This window comes from Blautia hansenii (genome assembly GCF_013304445.1).
Classification (GTDB): Bacteria; Bacillota; Clostridia; order Lachnospirales; family Lachnospiraceae; genus Blautia.
Genome location: NZ_JAAITA010000024.1, coordinates 1 through 21,135 on the forward strand (window position 1 = coordinate 1; position 21,135 = coordinate 21,135).

Consider the following 21,135-nt stretch of genomic DNA (forward strand, 5'->3'; position numbering starts at 1 on the left):
TTGCGGTGTCGAAATCATCAAACTTGCTTTCGTCAAAGTGGTAGCCCTCACTATTCGAGATAAATTCCTCTTTTTCGCATTTCTTCTTTATCTGCTCTATGGTAAAGAATGGTTTTTCGTTTTTATCATCAATGGCAATATCAAGTCTTGTGAAATGGAAGTTATCCAGTCCGTATCTTCGCTCACAGCGTCGGAACATATCCCCAAAGGTATAATTCCTATTGTTGAGAATACGGAAAATATCATCACAACCTCTGCCAGTCATAACAAGATAACAGCCTAGCCCCTGTGGGTTATCCTCTGTCTTTCTTGCGTCTCCCGATACATAAATATCTCCAACCTGCCAGCGTGCTTGATAAGTCTTGAATTTTATCGTTGCTGGATAAACATTGAAAATGTCAGTCGGTAAACCTAAAATGTGCATGATTACATCTTCAGCGGTTGCCGTTTCAAATACAATGCTGATGTAATCAATCTTAACGGATAAATTTTTGTGTGTAGTTATAGTGCATTTCTCCTTTCGTATGCCCCGTTTTTTGCGGGGTAAAAATCGTGTTTTTCCTTTATTTATCACAGTTTCTAGGTACTATGACATGTATACGCAGGGCGGTGTTACATATACGCCCTGTACGGAACGCCTACGGCGTTCCTTTTCTTCCTGCACCAGCCCCGTTCTTAACGCTCACGAGCCTTTGGGAGGCTCGTGGCTAAACGGGGCAGGCACAGGAAGAAACACCGTTTTCGGTCGGATAGTCCATGCCTATTCATGCTATCAAAGCGAAAATAACTCTTTTCTATGCCTACTCAAGCGTGTGATTGACCTCATTGTGCTTAATCACTATATCCTCCATGATAATAACGCCGTTAGAATTACTTGTCAAGAACTTTTTCTTGACTTTTTCGGCTATAATAAGTATGATAGGCTTATAAAGGAACGAAAAAGCCGGGAAAGGAAAAGATATAAGAAGTTATGGAGCATGACACAAAGAAAATAAATTTTTTAGGGGAGAACATACAGACCATAAGAAAACACAGGAAAATGAAACAGCAGGAGCTTGCGGACGCCATCGGTATCAATATGCAGAGCCTTTCTAAGATTGAACGAGGGGTAAACTATCCCACCTTTGACACGCTGGAAAAGATAATGGACGTACTGGAAGTAACACCGAATGAATTGTTGTCGGGAGAATGGAAGTTTGTCCAACAGGCGGAAAAAGAGGTATGCAAGTTTTTACGGACGGAAGAACGCCTAAATGCAGAACTGAAACACGGACACTATGATAACTTCTTTGACAGTGAAGAAGAATGGCTAGAGTATGAGTTGGAGCAGTTGCGGAAATACATCACAGACTATATCAAGGGAGAGGACATACAAGCGTCCGACCTTTACCCTATCAAAACATTTATCCAGCACTTGAAATTTCAGAAAGTATTAGACCGTTATGATGATTTATACAGCATGGATATGTTCGGGGAAAGCACAGACGGACACAAGTACGGTACACCTTATCAGGTTGTAAAGAGGATAAATCCCAACTCAAAAGAAGATATGGAGCTGTTGCGGGAAGTCTTAAAGGACAGCCATTTTGACAACGGGGACGAGTAGCCTTTTTCCTCTTGCAAAAAGATACAGCAAACAAAAAGCCCAGATCAAGAGTGCAAGCACCACTTCTAAAGAAGTGGCAGGCTCTTGACAGGGCTTTTTCTTTTCTGTTTATGGCAGACAAGAGAAAAAAGGATAGCTATATTGTATAGTTTCTCTAATAATTTTAGAGCAATGAATTTATCACAGGTACTTCGTCTTTTCATTGTAAAAGTACAATCGTGGAAAGCACTAATATTGGCACTTTGATTTTGTGCATTATGCACAAAATATGATAGCAACAAAGAGGTCATATATAAAATAGAAACAAAAATAACTTGACATTTAATGAAATATATGTTATGTTGAGGTTAGTAAAAACAGTACGTGCATAAAACTATCAAAAAGTAAAAAAGAGAAAGGAGGTTTATCGAATGAGAGCAAAGAAGTTGAGAACGAAAGTAGTTGGTCTTGTAGCAGCAGTTATGGTTGTCGGCGCTCCACTTACAGCGTGGGCTATTGATGTAGCGGGTGGAGATTTGTACTACAATGGAGGGCAAACAGACACCATTGTATATTCCGAAATTGGGCGTAAAGCAGGTATTAGTCGCAACTACATGGTAAAGGCAACTGTAAAGGTCGGCGGAGATACATATACCAGTGGATTCAAGTCAAACTACGCTTACAAAGATGCAAAGAGAGTTTGGTGGGCGAACGAAACATCTTATTATGATTATTATCCATATTAAGTAAAATAGTTCAAACACCTAGGGCGGGGCTATTTGTCCCGCCCTATTTTATACATTTCTTCAAAGAAAGGGGCGTATGTTATGAAAAAATTTTTAAAGATTTTTATTTTCCTTGAAGTCATACTCTTTGCATATATTTTTAATACTTCTATTTACAACATTTATGAAAAGAATAACATTGCTACTGAGAATTTAAAAGGGTATGTTTTAGAAGAAACATCGCCAGAAATTCTCGACAAATTTTATACAATATTTACAGAAGAATATTCTCAAAATAAATTAGAACTCATTAACAATACGCTCACTTCCACAGATAAATCTGTTTATGATTTATATTGCTATCCATTAAATGAGTTTACACAAAAACAGCCTATATCTTCCTCTATTTTGTTTCAATATCATGAATTGCAAAAGGAAGATTTTTTAGATAGTGTTGGTGTATTCTATACAGATTTACCAGCTAACGCAATTAAAGAGATAGCTTCTCAACTGTCCGTCGCAATAAATAACTTTGAAAATGACGCTATTCCGTATAGTATGGTATTAGAATTGAATCTTCTGAATTTTGTAATCTTATTTATTGTACTTCAAATCATATACTGTATTTATACGTCTTATAGTTTGAAAAAAATAGGTATTAAAAAAAGCATGGGCTTTTCTACTATACATATTTTAAAGGAGCAAATTACCAGTGTAATAAAATATTTTGCTGTAATATGTTTAGTATTACTGTTCTTGCTAAATTTATATTACGCATTAACAAACAGATATGATTTTTCTTATTTAGCAACAAGTGTACTGTTCTTTATTGGTGTTTTAGCTATAAATATACTTTGTGTTTTAATTACAAGTATTTTAATTAAGTTTGTTTCTTTAGAGGCAATGATAAAAAATAAGACTTTAAATAGCGGCACAAATATTGTAGTTCAGGCTATAAAAATAATTTTTTCGGTAATAATCGCTATCACTATTATTTCATTGCTGAATCAGGGGAACTCATTTAGACAAAGCCAACAAGCTGTTTTAGATTATAAGTATCTGGACGGATATTATACCGCTAATGGTTTTAATTCATCGGAGTATGATTATGCGTTAGCAAACACAGACATATTAGAAAAATATTCTGAACAAACATTAGAGATGTATAATCATAACCATTCACTACTATGTGATTTTAGGACAGACGGTGGTTTGCAGACATCACGCCCCTATTATGAACAACAGCTTGTTATTGCAAATAGAAATTATCTGAATGAATTTTCAAATATCCAGCTCAGTGGAAAACCATTGGGAGAAGATATATTTAGTGAACCAACAGTATTAGTTCCACATAAATATAAGAATGATGAAAATTCTATTAGCGAATATATTAAGCAAGAATATTTCCGATTGATGAATTACAATCAATTTTATGGAATACCGGGAGAAGAAAAAACTATTGATAAATTTAATGTTGTTTATATAGACGATGATTCTACGATAAAAGTCAATACAGAAAATGGTTTTTCGGATATGGCTAATCCTGTTATCATTGTTGATACGGGCAATTTTGCAGGACTTTACTATTTGGATTCTTTAAATACAAGGTGTTTATTTTTTCAAATGGAGTCAAGAGAAGATTTTTCTTCTTTGTTATCAGAATATGATTTAGAGCAATTAGTTACAGCTGGAACATTACTTACACCTTATTTAATGCAACTTGAAAATGTGACATTCGTTCTTAAAACACTCACTATGTTTACGATTGTCTTTATAGTGTCTTTACTGTTTATTTTGTATATTTCAAATTATGTGGACATTTTTGTAAATCGAAAGAGATATGCGGCAAAAGAGATTTTAGGATTCTCTCATTTTAGGACACTGAAAAATCGGTATATTTTTTGGGGAATCGAAATAATTATATCAGGCGTATTAACTGCTATAAATTATTATTTTGCTTGCCTTTTTGCGATTATACTTATTGACTACATATTCTGCGAATTGCTTTATAGAATTTATATCTCAAACGCTTTATATGAGATTGAAAAGGGGGCATAAGTATGTCATTGATTACATTAAAGAACGTCAAAAAAGAATATGGGAAAAATCAGGTTCTATTTGAAAATTTATCTTTAGAAATAGAAAAAGGCGAATTTGTGGGGCTTGTAGGGAAAAGCGGGGCAGGTAAAACGACACTTTTAAATATAATAGGATTGATTACTGATATATCCGAGGGAACAATCACTATTGATAGTCATAAAAATTTGTCCATGAACGGTAAAAATGCTATGATTTTGAGAAGATATACAATAGGCTATCTATTTCAAAATTATGGACTAATAGAAGATGAAAGCGTGTTGTGGAATTTAAAATTAGCTCTTGAATATAAAAAAGTAAAAAAAGAAGAAAAACTGAAACTAATCAATAAGTATTTAAAGCAATTTGAGCTAAGTGACATGCTTAACAAAAAAGTATATCAGTTAAGCGGTGGAGAGCAACAGCGAATTGCAATTATTAAATTGATTTTGCAAGGAAGTCAGATTATATTAGCTGATGAACCAACTTCTGGACTTGATAAAGAGAACGAATTGATAGTGATGAAACTTTTGAAAGAATTAAATGAAAAGGGCATTACTATAATCATGGTCACTCACAACATGAATTTGTGCGATTGTTTTTCCAGAGTTATAAATGTAGAAAACTTTAGATAGTTTGTTAAAGGGAGATACGCGGTTTTATTATACGTGCAATCTCCCTTTATATTTCGTCATATCAAGACTCATATTCAATTATGGTAAATTCGTGGTAAAACACTTATTTTTTCAAGTGATGAACAGCCCTTAAATGCTGTATTTATGCGGATAATCGGATTTTCTATATCAAGTTTTATGAAAATTTTATATCTATTTGGGATTATCCTCATAAAATACTACACTTCCAAGCATTTTGACACAAAAATTATTATTTCGAATCGCAAAATACTATATATGGTATTTTATCATTGACCTTCACTATATCTTGTGTTACTATGATATTGTATTTAAGTTTTGTGTTATCCCTTTATAGGGTGTCTGGATACTATCTCCAGTACACATGCAGTTTAAGTTGGAAAATCGTGTCATTATAATGCCGTTTTATACGGTGCTATAATGGCACTTTTTTTATTTATCACTATTTTATCGCCCAAAGGGCAGAAAGGAGAATTTTTATGTCATCTATTATCATTGTAACAGGAAGGGTAACTGCCGATCCGGTTATGCAGCAAGCAAAGAACTCCGGAACTGAATACATCAGCCTGGGGCTTGCTACCAACCAGAGAGGTCAAAACGGAAAGGAAGAACCCATCTTCTATCAGTGTTACTGCAACAAGTTTCTTGCAGATCGACTGATAAAAGCCGGTGTCAAAAAATCAACGTGTCTCATGGTCTACGGAGATTTAGAACTCCATCCGTATATTCACCAGAAAGGCAATAATGCAGGTCAAGCAGCTATCACGCCGCAAATTATGGTAAAGGACTGGCAGTTCTTACCTGCGAATCGTAATGATACCAATGCAGCAACACCTGTACCGGGGAATCCAATGGTCGGAAATCCGAATGTTCCACCAGTACCAGCAAACGGTGCTACTTATAATGGAAACCCGGCAATGGGAATGAATCCTTCCGGTACCGTGCCTACTGGCGCAATGCCAGTCAATAACAATATGATGCCACAGGCCGCACAACAGATGTCTTATGCTCCGGCAGGGGGATCGGCTTATGCACCACAGGGATTTACGGCTGGCAATGTATCTGGTGATGGATTTACCAATATTCCGGAAAATACACCACCACAGCAGCTTCCATTCCCGTAAATTATCAAAGATCCCTAAAATGAAGGAATTGCGACTTTCCAGTATCTACTGGTCTGCTGCAATTCCTTTTTCTATTGAAACAAACATGGAGGAAATGAAGTGAATACACAAAAGAAATTTCTTAAAGTTCTAAGTATGCTCACAATAATTTTGTTAATTGCAACTATATTCATACCAGGAAATGGAAATCGTAATGCAGTCGCAAGTATCGGAATCCTTGGCATCCTGCTGCTATTTCTTTCCACACTTCTTCCCAAAATCCATAAACTGACTCTAAACCTACTCAAGAACCAGGGCAAAACAAGCCCTTGGTCTTCTTTGAAATCATCTGAGCCAGTTTCCGAAACAGAAGAATTGCTTTGGAGACAAATCAGCTACCAGATTACCGACAAACTACAGGCTGCATTTCCAAATGCAACATGGGAATTCCAGAAGCCGCCATCCATGAAGCAGCTTCTTTGCGGAAATCCCATACGTCTGAGAACCTTTCATACGGAGGACTACAACTTTGCGGAAGCACGTATGAACCAATACGGATATCTGGAACTTCAAATGCTGACCATTGCCAGCCTCAAAAAAACTGTCACAGTTACCGATGAGGACGATGTTCCTTCTGCTGATCCGGAATCCTGGTATTCCTTAATTGGCAAGAAAAAACTGGAGAACCTTATCGGGCAGCTCCATGCGAAAGGACACCACAAACTCTATATTAATGAAAACGGGCAAATTTACATCCAAAATGGTAATACAGCGGAAATCAAGGATTGTTTTGATTATTTCCCGCCACGAAACTATTGGGATATTCTCATTTCAATCTTCCAAAAAGATGAATTGACCGCAAAAGAAAAGGACCAGGCCCTCGAATTATCCTGGGTGAAAGAATAGGAGGAAATCTTATGCCAAATACAAACTTTGTCCCTAACTGGACTTTTGAAAGAACGCTACCATCTCCATTTGACAGCTATTCCGGGAAAAGTGCAGTGATGAAAGACATCGCTTCCAAATACTGTAATCAGCCTAAAAAACGGGCTACTCTCCATTCTGCTACTTTGCAGGCAGTTTTTTCTTATATGGATTTGGAAAATCCACCTGCTGGAAAAGCAGAGGAAGAACTCGGAGCCATTGGAAGCCAAGCAAACAATTTTACAATCGCAGAATATCCAAGCCGTACCGGGTTGCTGCATGTAGTGGTCTACAACCGTATGACTGGGAAATTTATAGCCGGAAAGTATGAAAAACCTTTGGATCTGGACAGTAAACCAGAGCCATATCAGTTTAAAAAAGATGAAGATTCCGGAAGTGCTCTTTATTTTGCTTTAATGCCTACGTTTCTTTCTGATGACGAATTCAATGAAAAATATCAGGAATTAAAGCAACAACGTGATGACGGTTTTCCTGACCTGCCCAAAGCTGCAGAAACGGCTGCGGTTCTTTGTGATAACGTGTACCGCAGGATCCGTTATGGTGATTCCCTTCCTATCGGGAACATCAAAGTTGACACTCCTGCAAATGGCGTGCTCCAAAGACTTACACCACTGAATATCCAAAAAGGTGTTTATGCACCAACGGAAATTATCCAGGGTACCTTTCAGGTATTAAAAGGTGGACATCACTATACTGCTTCCGCCGTTTCAATTCCCAAAGAAGATTTTGTCGATAAATACATCCTGTCCAATTCTCGGACATTAACTCCCCAAGAAGAATCAACCGTTCCTATTCTCGAAGATTGGTATGTAATCCCAAAAGAAATCCAAAGAATATGTGAACATGCCAAATTAACAACTGACAGCAAGCAGCCTATGCGGAATTTTATGCTCCGTGGGCCTGCTGGAACGGGAAAGACCGAAGGTGCCAAAGCCATTGCTGCAGGACTTCACCTGCCTTACCGATGCATCACCTGCTCGGCAAATACAGAAATTTTTGACCTTCTTGGACAGATTTTACCTGATGTAGATGAAAAACAGCTTTCTTTGGTAGGGGAACTGCCCTCTTTTCAAGACATTACCCTCGATCCGGCTACTGCCTATGAAAAATTAACGGGTACTTATGATGAAAAGGTATCAGAAAATACAGTTTATGAAGAATTGATCCATCATATATCTGAGGAAATGAAGCAGAATCAAGCTGCTACCTCCAGCAGCCAACAGTTCCGCTATGTGGATACACCACTGGTTGAAGCCATCCGAAACGGCTATCTGGTAGAAATACAGGAGCCTACGGTGATTGCCAATCCTGGTGTACTGGTAGGGCTTAATTCCCTGTTGGACCGTTGTAACAGCGTATTTCTGCCAAACGGGGAAGTCATCCATCGGCATCCGGATACTACCATTGTAGTCACAACTAATCATGACTATGCCGGCTGTCGTCCCATGAACCAGTCTGTCATTTCAAGGATGAATATGGTCATAGATATGGATGAACCGGATGAAGAGACCATGGTAGAGCGTGTTCTTGCTATTACCGGATGTTCCGATAAAAAATCAGTACGTACCATGACACAGATTGTACGTTCCATCGCACAGTATTGTCAGGATAACCTGATAACAGATGGCTGCTGTGGAGTCCGGGAATTAATAGCCTGGGTTCAGTCTTTTATGGTATGTGGCGATATACAGGAAGCTGCTCATTATACCATTTTATCTTCCGTCACTGCCGATTCTGAAAGCCGTATCGAAATTGAAGGTTCTTGCTTGGATACAGTTCTTGCATCATAACACACTATTGAGGAACACCTTTTATACCGAAGCCGAACTACGCAAAACTCTGGCAGAAAATCTCGTTTATTTAAGAAAATCCAAGCAGACGAAACTCTCTCAGAAAGCCGTAGCAAGACTTCTGCATCTACCGGAAAAAACAATTATGAACTATGAAAATGGGCATACGCTTCCATCTGCTTACGCCGTCTTTCGGTTAGCCCAGTATTACGGCTGTACAATGGAAGATCTCCTAACCCAAAATATGAAAAAGAAAGAAAGGTGAAGAAATTGAATAACACTCAAAAAGCTTTAAAAAGAATGATCCAGGATACGGAGTCAAAAATCACTGATGAAGAACTCTTTCTTTCATCGGCTTTCCAAAAATACCAAACATCTCTGGCGAAAGCGGCTACTGGCCGTTCTCGCTATGGACTTCAGGTACTTATGGAATGGGACAGTTCTGAAAATGCAGACATCGCTTATACAGATAATTATAAAATTCACTGTAACGCTGCAAACCCGATAACCCAAAGCTTTCCTTCCCGATTTCTACGTTCACAAAGCCTGACTGGTCTAACTGGACATGAAATCGGACATCTGCGTTACTCTGATTTTGCATCACTACAGCTTTATCTGACCAATATGGAAAATGGTTCCTTCTATCCAGAAGCACCAGACAATCTGCCTTCTGGATACAAGGCAAATCTGCAGGACATCTTAGATGCCATGGAAGAAAAAGATAACGCAACGTGTCTGACGCTATCCCGCTGTGCTGCACAGTTTAATAATATACTGGAGGACATCTACATTGAAGCCCGGATGTGTGAAGAATATCCCGGAACTTTTAAGCAGGGAATACAGATCAATAATCTGCGGATGTCTGAATTGATTCCTTCTATACAGGAACAAATTGACTGTGGCTATCAGCCGTTTTCCATTATGAGCAATTTAATTTTGTCTTATTGCCGGACTGGTAATATAAATAACCGCACGAATTATTCTGGAGAATACACAGACACCCTTTCAGACTGCATGGATTATATTGACGATGCTTTAATTGCCACACAGGGGAAAGAACGCTTACGTGCTTCCAACTATCTTTTAGTACTTTGCTGGAACTATATTCAGCCTATGGTAGAGTTAACCAGAGAGTCTTTAAAAAAGCAGGATAGTACCCAAGTTGGCGATGCTCTGGAGGATCTGCTGCGGAAAGAATCAGGTAGCGGATCTCCTCTTCCAACTGGTAAAAACGGAGGAATCCCTAAAAACATTCCAGGTCCTACAGTAAAATCAAAAACTCCTATAACCTGTGACTTATCTGGTCTTGATCCAAATTACAGGCAAGATGCAATCAACCAGGCAGAAAAGGTACTGCAGGAAGAAGGAGGAAGAATTGAACTTGCTAAAACTACAGCAGTATTAGATGGAAATAATCCAGGAATCACATACGCATCACAGTATGCCGGTTCCGGTTATGAAAATGCAGCGAATGATCTTGCACGCATCCTAAATGATGTTGCTACGGAAAAAGCCCAAAATGATTATGAACAGGAATTAACAGAAGACTTGCAAAAATCGGCGGATGAAATACATTACGGAAATGCCCATGCAGGCATCCATGTAACAATCCACCGCATCAATCCAGTTTCCGACTTTTTTATCAAATCTTATCAAACAGTTGCTTCCCCTCTTTTGCGGACCTCCAAAAGGCTGCAAAGTTCCATTCTTCCTTTATTAAAAGAAGAGGCAGAAGGCGGGAAACAAAAAAACCTGTTATTTGGTAAAAGGCTGGATATGCGGGCTTTACACCGAAAGGACGGCGGTATCTTTACCAGAACCAGGCTTCCGGATGAAGAACAAAAACTTTCCGTGGGACTTTTGGTTGATGAAAGTGGTTCTATGGGCTGGGGAGATCGTATTACCCATGCCCGGAAAACTGCAATCGTGCTGTATGATTTCTGTATGAGCCTGGGAATTCCTATTACCATTTATGGGCATTCTACAGATTCTAAGGGTGTTGCTTTGTATTCCTATGCTGAATTTGATTCTCTGGATGCCTCTGACCGTTACCGGCTGATGGATATGTCTGCCCGTAATGGCAACCGGGATGGAGCTGCACTTCGTTATGTTGCGGAACACCTGGCAAAGCGTCCGGAATCACAAAAACTCCTCATCATAATCTCTGACGGACAGCCCGCAGATTGTGGGTACAGTGGTACGGAAGCAGAAGCAGATCTTCGTGGTATCAAGAATGAATATCGTAAACGTGGCATTGTGATCTTTGCTGCAGCAATTGGTGATGACAAAGAAAACATCCGCAGAATCTATCAGGATGGTTTTTTAGATATTACCAAATTAGAAGATTTGCCCAAAAATATGACACAGCTTGTAAAACAATATTTGAAATAGAAAGAAGGAAAACATACATGAGTGAAAATTATCAAAACTCAATTACAGATCAGATATGCAAAGTACAGACCAGTAAAAAATTAATTGCACTGTATGACCGTCTCCGCTACACAAGTTATAACAGCTATGCACAGCTTCATGCAAAAGGAGAATTTGAAGAAAATGGTCATAAAGTTCACTCCCTTATTGGAATCTCCATACAGGATTACTCTAGTGGTACCGGTGATAAAAATATTATCACCCGTTTTCATCTGGCACCCGAACAAATTCAATTTCTGCTGTCCAGAGTTACCGCTGGCTTTCCTGAATTTGAATGGTCGCAAAGCAAAATATTTGGTGTGCCGGATGGCAATGGCTATTCTACTGCACAACAGTTTTTTATTTCCCGCCACGTATATAACAACCAGCAGGAAATACTGACCAGCCCATGGAGAATTCAAATTAATAACGGAAAGGGTATCAAGAAAAAGAATCATAACGGCGGCACTTATATGCAGGCTCAAAGTTTTATCTCTGAAAAAAGTGCTTTTATCCAATTGACAGATATGGATTTTTATATGCTGTTAAAACGTGCTGATTCCTATATCGTAAATTGGGAAAACTACGTTGCATCCTTCCTGATTCAAAACGGCAAACAACAATTTAAAAAACAACAGGACGCACGAATGGCACAAAATATACAGCCACATGAAATGTCTTCCTATATGCAAGAACAACCACAAGAACAATATCTGAATGGTATGTATGTCGCTTAAAGAATTTCAACAAAGAAGCAGCCGAAAAGACTGCTTCTTTTTATAAAGGAAAGGAGATCTCTATGGATTATGCCACAACACTAAATATTGACCAACAAGGGCGGATCATTATTCCTGCCAAAGTAAGAAAAGCCCTACAGCTTCATACAGGCGATGTATTGATGCTGGAAGCTGACACACGCAACATCTGTCTTCGTAAATGCGACTCCCATATCCCTATGGATATCCGGTTAGACAGTTTTCTGGATATTTTACATAGTAATGTCCCTTGCCGGATCCTGTTATGTAATGATTCCAAAATCATTGCTTCCAAGAATTATCATACAGCACTTAATATGCCTGTAACAGAAAGTATTCAAAGGCTTCTGCAACAGGGAAAGATGAAATTATTCTCTGAAAAGGAACGCATATACCCTACTATGACAGGAAAATATCCCATATCAGTCTTTTTCCCTATTTCTAAAAAAGACGAATTTGGTGAAACGTTGGGACTTTTACTATGTGCAAAAAACCAACAGCCTTTCAGCGAAATGGATTTAGGCTGTGCCAAAATGACTGCGGCGGCGATTTCCCGCTACATCCAACAAAATTATGAAAGGAAGGTGACATAAAATGAATGACTTAATGCTGCATCGGGCAGCACAATTATTAGAAGCTGAATTTGGTCCCCAATGGCGTACTGTCGCTGACATGCTTGGAACGGAAGGATTGCGAAAACGTGTAGGAAAGGAACTGACTTCTTTCATGGCATACCCAGAACGTGGAGAAGGCGGTAACAGCCAGTGGCGTGGTAACTGCTCCCCCGAAGTGGTTGCAGCACTTCTACGCTATTGCCTGGACGATAAGCGATATTACGGAAAAGATACCAGCACCTTTACCCTCTTAGATCCTATGAGTGGCTCCGGAACTTCAAAGGCGGCTGCTGACCGTTATCAGGTACGTTCCTTGCTCTATGATCTAAATCCGGCACCTGCTTATGGAAAAGGTAACTGGAATGCTCTAAAAGATGAAGTGGAGGATTCCGCTGATCTCATCTTTTTCCATCCACCTTACCATAATATGATCCAGTATTCCGGAAATATCTGGGGAAACCCTCACCCGGACGACCTATCCCGCTGTGAAAACTATTCGGATTTTTTAGAAAAACTAAATCACTGTATCCGGAAATTTTTCCTGGCACTTCGGAAAGGTGGCAGGCTTGCCATACTGGTAGGCGATATGCGGCTCCATGGTAAGTTCTATAGTATGCAGAATGATTTAATGCGGATGGGTGACTTTGAATCCTTTCTGGTAAAGGGCCAGTTTAATTGTGTTTCCGACAATCGGACGTACAAAAAGCCTTTCATTCCCATCGTGACAGAATATGCTCTGTTGCTGAAAAAAGCAGATTCTTTCATTATCCCCTTCAGCATCCGGCAAGAAGGTGTGTTTTCTGTACAAAATACAGATATTCTTGCACTAACTTGGCATCATCTAATCCGGATGACAATGGAGAGTATTGGAGGAAGAGGGGCTTTAAAAGACCTGTACACTTTATTAAAGGAACACCCAAAAGCGAAAAAGAATCCGCATTATCAGGAACGTATCCGTGCCACCTTATATGAACACCCAGACGAATATATCCCTGTATCGAAAGGATATTTTCGTTTGAGTTACCCTGTTACATAAAAACGAGCCATGAAAAACAGATTCTCTATGGCGATACAAAAGGAGTGTGAACACTATGACAAATCGAAAGCACCATGTGAAAGATAAACAAATAACAACACTCTCTGGATGGTTTCATTCTCCGCTACGTGTTGGGGAACGTGCTATTATTTCTGGGGTCAATGGTTTCTCTATTCTGACATCTCCTATCCTAACGATTTTGGAAGTATCTAAGGACAGTGTCATTTTTGAAACAGAAAATACCATTTACCATTTGGTTCATACACCAGAGACCGTATCGGAAGTGATGTGTGCTTGAATAACATATATGAACTAGGAAGCAGCCTTTGTGAATTGCTCTCCACTTTAAAGAAAAACCGGGAATACGTTCCACTTGAAATTTTACGGACACAGTATCGGGTTCCTTATGAAACCCTAAAAAAGCAAATTGGTGATACAGCGACAGCTTTTGTAAAAGAAATTACATTATCAAAGCTTATGATAAATCCAGATGTATCTCTGGAAGAGCAGATTTCTGTTATCCAACAGGCAATTACAACATCCGGGATGCTCAAAGAAATGAGCTATACCTTATCAAAACTGTATGATGTGGAACTACTGCACAGGCAGGCATTAAAATTAAGGACATATATTGAGGATGCTCTATATCCATATATTGCCCTTCAGGATTGCCTTGTAGTTGATATGGAACGTATAGAGGATACGCCAATTATCTACAATACAATTACCCAAAAGGTTTATGAGAATGGGCAATGGAGTAAACAGGATTTGGATCTGCATGGGAAACTATTAATCTATGTAAAATCCAGTCCTCCTATGCCTGCAGCAACAGAACAAATAAACAATGGATTCTAAATTCAAGAATTTTTTATGTCAAGAAGGGAAACTTTTATGGGTTTCCCTTCTTATGAAAATAATTTCAGTTGTTCATATTCTGCTGTCCGATTCAACAGTATGGGCTTCTTAGCAAGAATAAATTCTACCGCTGCATCCTCCATAATCCAATCTTCCAGTTCTTGTCGTTCCAAAAGCAATGGCATCCGTTCATGCACCGGTGCTACAGAAGCATTTGCCTGCGTAGTCAGAATTACAAAACGATTTTGACCATTATAGATTTGATAACACCCTGCCATAAATAATGTGGCATCCTGCTTTGGACTTTGAAAAGTATATTTTTCTTTGTTTTTACACCATTCGTAAAAGTGATGGGCAGGAATCACACATCTTCGATGCAGCACACTGTCCCGAAAGGTCTTCTTGTCCAGTATAGCCTCTACCCTTGCATTGATAAGCAATCCCTTTCCCTGGAACCTCGGAAATCCCCACTGCATCTGCCTTGCAGCCACTTCCCTACACTCCTTTGTAAGTACAATTGCAGATTCAGACGGATGGATGTCCTGCCCATGCTCTATGATGCAGCCGATATACCGCTTCCCAGGACAAGAAGGCAGAATTTACATCTATATGAAAAATCACTTTTTCCAAACTCACGTTCCCCTCCTTTATATCCCATTATATAGAACATACGTTCTGAAATCAAGAGATAATATTTTCCATATCCATGCTTTCTCTATATATAGTAATTTTCTTCTCAGATTAAACAATATATAGTGCTTTTATATTGACACATACTATATATAGTGTTACACTTACTATGTAATTATTATTTGTGTCATCCGGAAAGGATATACGCACGCAGTTTAGGTTTGTAAAAGTGTCAGAAGTATACTACGCTACCAGCAGGGACTTCTGGCTTTTTTATTTTGCAGGAAACTGCACACATTAGAGAATGAACATCCGTGTCATTCTCTTTTTTTATGCCTGAACGCAAAGAAAGGAGGAAGAAAAACCGGAACAAATAAGAATTACAACTATACCATAGAAAAGGAGACAAGAATAAAATGAACCACTCTAATGAATTATCAAACGTGGAAAAAATCAAACAACTGGTGGACTATCTGAATTTACAGCGTAACGCTTATTATAATGAGAACAGTCCGAATATCAGTGATGCGGAATATGACCGAATCTTCGATGAATTAGTGGAATTAGAAAAGCAGACAGGCTTTGTCTTATCCAATTCACCGACACAAACCGTAGGCTATACTCCCATCAGTGAACTTCCCAAAGTAAAGCATCCGGTCCCTTTGCTCTCTTTAGATAAGACAAAGCAGGTACAGGACTTGATAAGCTTTGCCGGTAAGCAGCCGGTTCTGTTTATGCTGAAGTTGGACGGATTAACGACTAAATTGGTCTACGAAAATGGAACACTTGTAGAGGCTTCTACGCGTGGCGACGGAGAAATTGGGGAACTTATCACCCATAACATCCCTGCATACGTTGATGTCCCTCTTTCAATTCCATATAAAGGCCGGCTAGTGATTGTTGGAGAATCCTTCATCCCAACCCATGACTTTGAGCGTTTAAAAGAAACCCTCCGAGATGGAAAAGGAGAACCTTACAAAAATGGGCGAAATCTGGCTTCTGGCTCTGTGCGAAGTCTTGATCCGGCAAATTGTGCAGGACGCTGTCTGCACTTTATGCCTTTTAATGTTCTGGAAGGTCTGGACTCTCCATTTCTCTTTCCAGACAGCAGAGCTATGAAAATTTCCAGCCTGTTTGACTATGGTTTTCAGCCTTGTCCTTATATTGCTGCAAACCATCCCTTAACCTCGGAACTTGTAAATCAGTATATTGAAAGGCTGACTGATCTGGCAGGCAAAAAACATCTGCCTATTGACGGAATTGTAATGATTTTCGACAGTCTGGACTATTCCAAAAACTGCGGGCGTACCGGACATCATTATAAAGATGGACTGGCTTTTAAGTTTGAAGACGAAACTTACGAAACCACTCTTCGCAATATAGAATGGACACCCACCCGTTTCGGAGAAATTGCACCTGTGGGAGTTTTTGACCCTGTGGAAATTGACGGATGCTCTGTTTCCAGAGCAACCCTTCACAATCTGACCTTTATCAAAGAATTAGAATTGGTGCCAGGTTGTAGAATTTCTGTATCAAAACGTAATATGATCATTCCTCATATTGAAGAAAATCTGGAACGTGGTCATTACGTAGATGCAGTTCCTCCTGTATGTCCATGCTGTGGTTCTCAGACTCGTATCTATCAAAGAAAAGGAAATGATGGGCGTCTCATTGAAACGGTGCATTGTGACAATCCCAACTGTGATAGCCAGATCCGAAAACGCTTTACACATTTCGTTGGAAAAAAAGCAATGAACATCGAGGGACTCTCCGAAACTACCTTGGAAAAATTCCTGACTTTGGGTTATCTCCAGACATTTCCGGATATTTACCATCTAAATGAACATCAGGAAGAAATCTTACAGTTGGAAGGTTTCGGTAAAAAATCCTTTGAAAGATTATGGAATTCCATTACTTCCAGCCGGAATACTACCTTTGTCCGGTTCCTGGTTTCCATGGATATTCCTATGGTCGGAAGGACCAAAAGCAGGATTTTGGATACAGTATTCCACGGCAGTCTACAGGAATTTTTTGATGCTGCCTCTGGTGACTATGATTTCACCCAGTTAGATGACTTTGGTGATACTCTGAATCAGAATATCCATGACTGGTTTTCTGATGAAAACAATTTAATTCTCTGGCACGAACTCCAAAAAGAACTTATATTTGAAGAAAGAAAGGAAATGAATACTATGATGAAAGAAAATGTATTTACAGGATGTACTATCGTTGCAACAGGAAAACTTGCTCATTTTACAAGAGATGAAATCAACTCGAAGATTTTAGAGCTTGGAGCAAAAGCCGGCAGTTCTGTCACAAAAAAGACAGATTATCTAATTTGTGGGGAAAAAGCCGGCAGTAAATTAGCAAAAGCCCAGTCTCTCGGCATTAAGATTTTATCTGAAGATGAGTTTCTTGAAATGATTGCGTAAGGAGAAATCTATGAGTATCATTACATCCGTTTTTCATATCTATGGATTTCTTATTACAGAAGAGGCTGCTAATCTTATCCTTCGATATACAGAGGAAGTTTTTCCTGATTTATACAAAGAGTTCTCTGATCCAGAATCACTCTTAGCCTTTCAGGAATATCTTTGTGAGAAACTTGATGGCTGTCGTTATGGCACTGCTGAGTCTATGACGGTATGGAGGATCAAAGATCAGGAAGAACTGGACTTAAATCCAGGAGAAGAATTTTATATCATTGAACTTAAAAATTCTTCCCACTTATTTTCACAGGCGTATTCTTCTTATACGGAAGTTATCCAAGAAATTCAAGAAACGTTTGGTGAATTACTTCCTCCCGATTTTCCATTAGATGATTTTCTTGTGGAAATCATGGGCGAAGTTTGGGGATAGTGAAATGGGGTGACGCCCCATTTCAAACATCTTTTGCAACTTTACATTTATAGTTATTTTACCGTTGGAAAGCACCTTCTTTTTTGATATAATGAAAGCAAATGGAGGGATAACGTATATGAGTATTCAATCAGATATAGAGATGCTATCAATTGAAGCACTGGAATATTATGCTAAAAAGCACCAAATATCAGAAGACGATGCCTTTAATATTTTCTACAAACATCAAGTATTTGAAAAAATACTGGTACAACACGAAACGTTGCACCAATTAGATATTCATGATACTTTTCAATACGTAGAAGATATTATAGAAGAAGATACGCCCACGCTTGTTCTTTTCCATGGCTCCAATATTGCATTTGATAAAATCGATTTGAACAAATCACATAACCGTCGTGATTTTGGTCGTGGATTTTATTGCACAGTTCTCGAACAGCAGGCAAATGAATGGGCGAACCGCCTGTACTTGCGTACTCATACTGGCGGCAAATATGTGTATCGGTATATCTTCCAGCAATCCGAGGAACTAAAAATCAAACATTTTGCCACCTTGGACAAGGAATGGTTGGAGTTTGTCAAACTCAACCGTACTGTCGGCGATATCCAGCATCACTATGATGTTGTAATTGGGCCTGTTGCGGATGATAATACCATGGAAACTGTACAACTTTATTTGTCCGGTATCTTGAGCGTGGATGAAGCGGTTACAAGGCTTCGGTATAATAAGGTTAATAATCAGGTTTCCTTTCACACCCCACTTGCTCTTGAACATCTGGTATTGGAATCTCGAAAGGATGTGTAAAACATGGAAGGTAAATATTTTTTTAACGGAAAAGATATTTCAATGAATCTGTATATTCAGATCCGGGATGTTATCGATATTATTATGGAAAAGAGTAATCTTTCCTTTCCGGATGCCATGGGCAAATTTTATCATTCAAAAACTTACAAGGCCCTACAAAATACAGAAAATACTCTTTGGGCGGAATCTGCCGGCTATATTGCAGACCGCTATTACGAAGAACAAGAAGAAGCACAAATAAACAAATAACAAACAAAAAAATATGTTTAAGAAGGAACTGCTTACCATAAGCGGTTCCTTTTTTGTATAAGAAAGAAGGGATTACATGTATATTAATACCTATTCGAATCATTACCAGCAAACAATTGACCACTTTCATGGAGCATACGCTTTTCTTAGTAACTTCTATCCTTCCCGGATATATTACCGGGGCTACTGGTATGCAAATAATGAGGCTGCTTTCCAGGCACAAAAGACCATTTCCCCTAAAGAACAGCTTCAATTTACCAAATTAAGGAATCCAAAAGATGCAAAAAAACTGGGAAGAGAAGTGCAGCTCCGTTCAGACTGGGAAAGTGTAAAGCTTATGTACATGTATGAAATTTGTATGTGCAAATTCATGCAGAATCCTACCCTATGTAAAGCATTACTTGCTACTGGGAATTGTCACCTTGTTGAAGGAAACAACTGGGGAGATTACTTTTGGGGTTCTGTAAATGGTCATGGCGAAAATCATCTGGGCAAAATTCTTATGGATATACGTGCAAAGCTTCAATTTGAATGTTAAAACATAATTTATCCAATTTTGCACTGTATGAACTGCAAATATTTTGCTATAATGAAAGATAGATTTTAAAGAAAGGATTTGTGCTTATGTATCTGAAGCGTTTTGTCTATGACCGTCTTCTGGATTGGAAAAATGAAGGAGGTCATAGTACCCTGGAAGTCGGTGGAGCCCGTCAGGTTGGAAAAACCTACCTGATACAGAAATTCGCTGACGAAAACTACAAACACAAAATTTATATTAACCTGTTTGAATTAAGCGGCAAACAGTTTATGGAATGTTATAAACAGGCAACCGACTGGACACCTGGAACAAAACGGCGGGAGCATCCTCTCCACGATGCCTTCCAGTTATATGAACCGGACTTTATTGATTCTGAAGATACCGTCATCATTATTGACGAAATCCAGGAGTCTTCCGAAATTTATAACCGTATCCGGGAGTTTACACGTCACTTTAAAGCCCATTTCATCATCACAGGAAGCTACCTTGGACGGATTTATGATCCAGAATTCCGTTATTCCAGCGGCGATGTCACCAAACTCACCATCTATACGCTTTCTTTTGAGGAGTTTTTGATGGCCTATGATCAGAATCTGTATGGCGATTACAAAAAAATATCTCTTGTTTCCTCTGAAGCAGAAGTCTATAATCGCTTAAAGGAAACCTATGAGCTGTACTGCCAGATTGGTGGCTATCCCAAAGTGGTCGAAAACTATCTGGAAAACCGGAACATCGTAAAAGCTCAAGGCGAACTCGTAAAAATCATTGATACCTTTACCAATGAATCCATTCGCTATTTTACGGATATTTTGTATACCAAAGTGTTTACCCATATTTTCTTTTCCATCTGCCGTATTTTAAATCGTGAAAAGAAAGGATTTTCAGAAGACAGCATCAGTGAAGAATTGCAAAAACTGGTAACCAAAGACTACTCCAGCAATATTTCAAAGGCTACCTGCAACCGTGCCATTAGCTGGCTGTACTTTTCTGGAATCATTGGATTCTGTGCAAAAATAACAGAAATGGACATTCTGGATTTTAAGTCTGCAAGCCGCTGCTACTTCATGGATATGGGGCTGGCAAATTATTATCTGACACGTACCGGTACCGATTCCCGTGTACTTGCAGGCACATTAAATGAAAATTATGTCTATATCAACCTGAAGAAACGCCAGGATTTTCCACCGGAAATTTCCTTTGAAACCCCAGCTTTTGCTACTTACCGAGGCGGAGAAATTGATTTTTTGGCACAAAGCCTATCTTCTTCCACCCGATATTTAATAGAAGTAAAAGCCGGAAAAGGGACTGCTTCCACTGCCCAGAAAGCTCTGGCTCAGGGAAAAGCAGATAAGCTTCTTTATTTAAAAGGGGCAACCAAAGGAGGAATAGACGGAAAAACAGAAACACTGCCTATTTATTTATTGGAACAATACAAGTTTAATTAAATTTATGTTTACGAAGAGACTACTTGCGAGTGGTCTCTTTTTATTTAGAAGGATCACGAAAAA

At 38.9% G+C, this 21,135-nt stretch carries 21 protein-coding genes and 1 pseudogene; 20 read left to right on the forward strand and 2 right to left on the reverse strand.

What is annotated here, in order from left to right:
- A pseudogene (locus G5A70_RS13355) lies at window positions 1-424 on the reverse strand (replication initiation factor domain-containing protein); the annotation flags it as partial.
- A 546-nt stretch (window positions 425-970) separates the two neighbouring features.
- On the opposite strand from G5A70_RS13355, the gene G5A70_RS13360 reads away from it, so the two are divergent.
- From G5A70_RS13360 to G5A70_RS13425, 14 genes are all read left to right on the forward strand, one after another.
- Window positions 971-1,606, forward strand: coding sequence for a helix-turn-helix domain-containing protein (locus G5A70_RS13360; protein ID WP_101629280.1), 636 nt, complete (start codon window positions 971-973; stop codon window positions 1,604-1,606).
- A 410-nt stretch (window positions 1,607-2,016) separates the two neighbouring features.
- Window positions 2,017-2,331 carry a hypothetical protein gene (locus G5A70_RS13365; RefSeq protein ID WP_009243730.1) on the forward strand — a complete coding sequence of 105 codons (315 nt, stop codon included), beginning with the start codon at window positions 2,017-2,019 and terminating at the stop codon, window positions 2,329-2,331.
- 81 nt (window positions 2,332-2,412) lie between these two features.
- Complete coding sequence (locus G5A70_RS13370; RefSeq protein ID WP_101629281.1) at window positions 2,413-4,368, forward strand: hypothetical protein; 1,956 nt, start codon at window positions 2,413-2,415, stop codon at window positions 4,366-4,368.
- 2 nt (window positions 4,369-4,370) lie between these two features.
- Complete coding sequence (locus G5A70_RS13375; RefSeq protein ID WP_009243732.1) at window positions 4,371-5,021, forward strand: ATP-binding cassette domain-containing protein; 651 nt, start codon at window positions 4,371-4,373, stop codon at window positions 5,019-5,021.
- A gap of 497 nt (window positions 5,022-5,518) precedes the next feature.
- Window positions 5,519-6,163 (forward strand): single-stranded DNA-binding protein, encoded by a 645-nt coding sequence (locus G5A70_RS13380; RefSeq protein ID WP_101871642.1) that lies wholly within the window; start codon window positions 5,519-5,521, stop codon window positions 6,161-6,163.
- Window positions 6,164-6,262: 99 nt separating this feature from the next.
- Window positions 6,263-7,048, forward strand: coding sequence for a hypothetical protein (locus tag G5A70_RS13385; protein WP_173680731.1), 786 nt, complete (start codon window positions 6,263-6,265; stop codon window positions 7,046-7,048).
- An 11-nt stretch (window positions 7,049-7,059) separates the two neighbouring features.
- Window positions 7,060-8,877 carry an AAA family ATPase gene (locus tag G5A70_RS13390; RefSeq protein WP_173680732.1) on the forward strand — a complete coding sequence of 606 codons (1,818 nt, stop codon included), beginning with the start codon at window positions 7,060-7,062 and terminating at the stop codon, window positions 8,875-8,877.
- Entirely contained in the window at window positions 8,765-9,142 is a 378-nt protein-coding gene (locus tag G5A70_RS13395) for a helix-turn-helix domain-containing protein (RefSeq protein WP_225084396.1), read from the forward strand. The genes G5A70_RS13390 and G5A70_RS13395 overlap by 113 nt, the downstream gene beginning before the upstream one ends.
- Window positions 9,139-11,268: a vWA domain-containing protein gene (locus G5A70_RS13400; RefSeq protein WP_173680733.1), complete on the forward strand. Its 2,130-nt coding sequence runs from the start codon at window positions 9,139-9,141 to the stop codon at window positions 11,266-11,268. Before G5A70_RS13395 ends, G5A70_RS13400 begins: the two co-directional genes overlap by 4 nt.
- 17 nt (window positions 11,269-11,285) lie before the next feature.
- The gene (locus tag G5A70_RS13405) at window positions 11,286-12,023 is read left to right on the forward strand and encodes a hypothetical protein (RefSeq protein WP_054337547.1); all 738 of its coding nucleotides are present in this window, start codon (window positions 11,286-11,288) and stop codon (window positions 12,021-12,023) included.
- A gap of 62 nt (window positions 12,024-12,085) precedes the next feature.
- Window positions 12,086-12,634 (forward strand): AbrB/MazE/SpoVT family DNA-binding domain-containing protein, encoded by a 549-nt coding sequence (locus tag G5A70_RS13410; protein WP_055151554.1) that lies wholly within the window; start codon window positions 12,086-12,088, stop codon window positions 12,632-12,634.
- Window position 12,635: 1 nt separating this feature from the next.
- Entirely contained in the window at window positions 12,636-13,691 is a 1,056-nt protein-coding gene (locus G5A70_RS13415; protein ID WP_173680734.1) for an SAM-dependent methyltransferase, read from the forward strand.
- Window positions 13,692-13,746: 55 nt separating this feature from the next.
- Window positions 13,747-13,989, forward strand: coding sequence for a hypothetical protein (locus G5A70_RS13420; protein ID WP_173680735.1), 243 nt, complete (start codon window positions 13,747-13,749; stop codon window positions 13,987-13,989).
- On the forward strand, window positions 13,980-14,546 hold the full coding sequence (locus G5A70_RS13425; protein ID WP_226852663.1) for a hypothetical protein: 567 nt from the start codon (window positions 13,980-13,982) through the stop codon (window positions 14,544-14,546). The genes G5A70_RS13420 and G5A70_RS13425 overlap by 10 nt, the downstream gene beginning before the upstream one ends.
- A 50-nt stretch (window positions 14,547-14,596) precedes the next feature.
- Here G5A70_RS13425 and G5A70_RS13430 read toward each other — a convergent pair whose 3' ends face one another.
- Window positions 14,597-15,037, reverse strand: coding sequence for an SOS response-associated peptidase (locus G5A70_RS13430; RefSeq protein ID WP_235812326.1), 441 nt, complete (start codon window positions 15,035-15,037; stop codon window positions 14,597-14,599).
- Window positions 15,038-15,592: 555 nt separating this feature from the next.
- Between G5A70_RS13430 and ligA the strand changes: the two genes are divergently transcribed.
- From ligA to G5A70_RS13460, 6 genes are all read left to right on the forward strand, one after another.
- Entirely contained in the window at window positions 15,593-17,608 is a 2,016-nt protein-coding gene (ligA, locus tag G5A70_RS13435) for an NAD-dependent DNA ligase LigA (protein WP_173680737.1), read from the forward strand.
- A gap of 10 nt (window positions 17,609-17,618) precedes the next feature.
- Window positions 17,619-18,035 (forward strand): hypothetical protein, encoded by a 417-nt coding sequence (locus tag G5A70_RS13440; RefSeq protein WP_004223763.1) that lies wholly within the window; start codon window positions 17,619-17,621, stop codon window positions 18,033-18,035.
- Between the two features lie 118 nt (window positions 18,036-18,153).
- Entirely contained in the window at window positions 18,154-18,840 is a 687-nt protein-coding gene (locus G5A70_RS13445; RefSeq protein ID WP_015526830.1) for a DUF3990 domain-containing protein, read from the forward strand.
- Window positions 18,841-18,843: 3 nt separating this feature from the next.
- Entirely contained in the window at window positions 18,844-19,089 is a 246-nt protein-coding gene (locus tag G5A70_RS13450; protein WP_004223767.1) for a hypothetical protein, read from the forward strand.
- Between the two features lie 76 nt (window positions 19,090-19,165).
- The gene (locus G5A70_RS13455) at window positions 19,166-19,627 is read left to right on the forward strand and encodes an NADAR family protein (RefSeq protein ID WP_004223769.1); all 462 of its coding nucleotides are present in this window, start codon (window positions 19,166-19,168) and stop codon (window positions 19,625-19,627) included.
- 86 nt (window positions 19,628-19,713) lie between these two features.
- A complete protein-coding gene (locus tag G5A70_RS13460) occupies window positions 19,714-21,072 on the forward strand; it encodes an ATP-binding protein (protein WP_015526829.1) in 1,359 nt (452 codons plus the stop codon).
- The last annotated feature ends 63 nt before the right edge of the window (window positions 21,073-21,135 follow it).

Coding starts and splice junctions, on each gene's coding strand:
- G5A70_RS13360 (WP_101629280.1), top strand. CDS start 971: ATGGAGCATGACACAAAGAAAATAAATTTTTTAGGGGAGAACATACAG.
- G5A70_RS13365 (WP_009243730.1), top strand. CDS start 2,017: ATGAGAGCAAAGAAGTTGAGAACGAAAGTAGTTGGTCTTGTAGCAGCA.
- G5A70_RS13370 (WP_101629281.1), top strand. CDS start 2,413: ATGAAAAAATTTTTAAAGATTTTTATTTTCCTTGAAGTCATACTCTTT.
- G5A70_RS13375 (WP_009243732.1), top strand. CDS start 4,371: ATGTCATTGATTACATTAAAGAACGTCAAAAAAGAATATGGGAAAAAT.
- G5A70_RS13380 (WP_101871642.1), top strand. CDS start 5,519: ATGTCATCTATTATCATTGTAACAGGAAGGGTAACTGCCGATCCGGTT.
- G5A70_RS13390 (WP_173680732.1), top strand. CDS start 7,060: ATGCCAAATACAAACTTTGTCCCTAACTGGACTTTTGAAAGAACGCTA.
- G5A70_RS13405 (WP_054337547.1), top strand. CDS start 11,286: ATGAGTGAAAATTATCAAAACTCAATTACAGATCAGATATGCAAAGTA.
- G5A70_RS13410 (WP_055151554.1), top strand. CDS start 12,086: ATGGATTATGCCACAACACTAAATATTGACCAACAAGGGCGGATCATT.
- G5A70_RS13415 (WP_173680734.1), top strand. CDS start 12,636: ATGAATGACTTAATGCTGCATCGGGCAGCACAATTATTAGAAGCTGAA.
- G5A70_RS13420 (WP_173680735.1), top strand. CDS start 13,747: ATGACAAATCGAAAGCACCATGTGAAAGATAAACAAATAACAACACTC.
- ligA (WP_173680737.1), top strand. CDS start 15,593: ATGAACCACTCTAATGAATTATCAAACGTGGAAAAAATCAAACAACTG.
- G5A70_RS13440 (WP_004223763.1), top strand. CDS start 17,619: ATGAGTATCATTACATCCGTTTTTCATATCTATGGATTTCTTATTACA.
- G5A70_RS13445 (WP_015526830.1), top strand. CDS start 18,154: ATGAGTATTCAATCAGATATAGAGATGCTATCAATTGAAGCACTGGAA.
- G5A70_RS13450 (WP_004223767.1), top strand. CDS start 18,844: ATGGAAGGTAAATATTTTTTTAACGGAAAAGATATTTCAATGAATCTG.
- G5A70_RS13455 (WP_004223769.1), top strand. CDS start 19,166: ATGTATATTAATACCTATTCGAATCATTACCAGCAAACAATTGACCAC.
- G5A70_RS13460 (WP_015526829.1), top strand. CDS start 19,714: ATGTATCTGAAGCGTTTTGTCTATGACCGTCTTCTGGATTGGAAAAAT.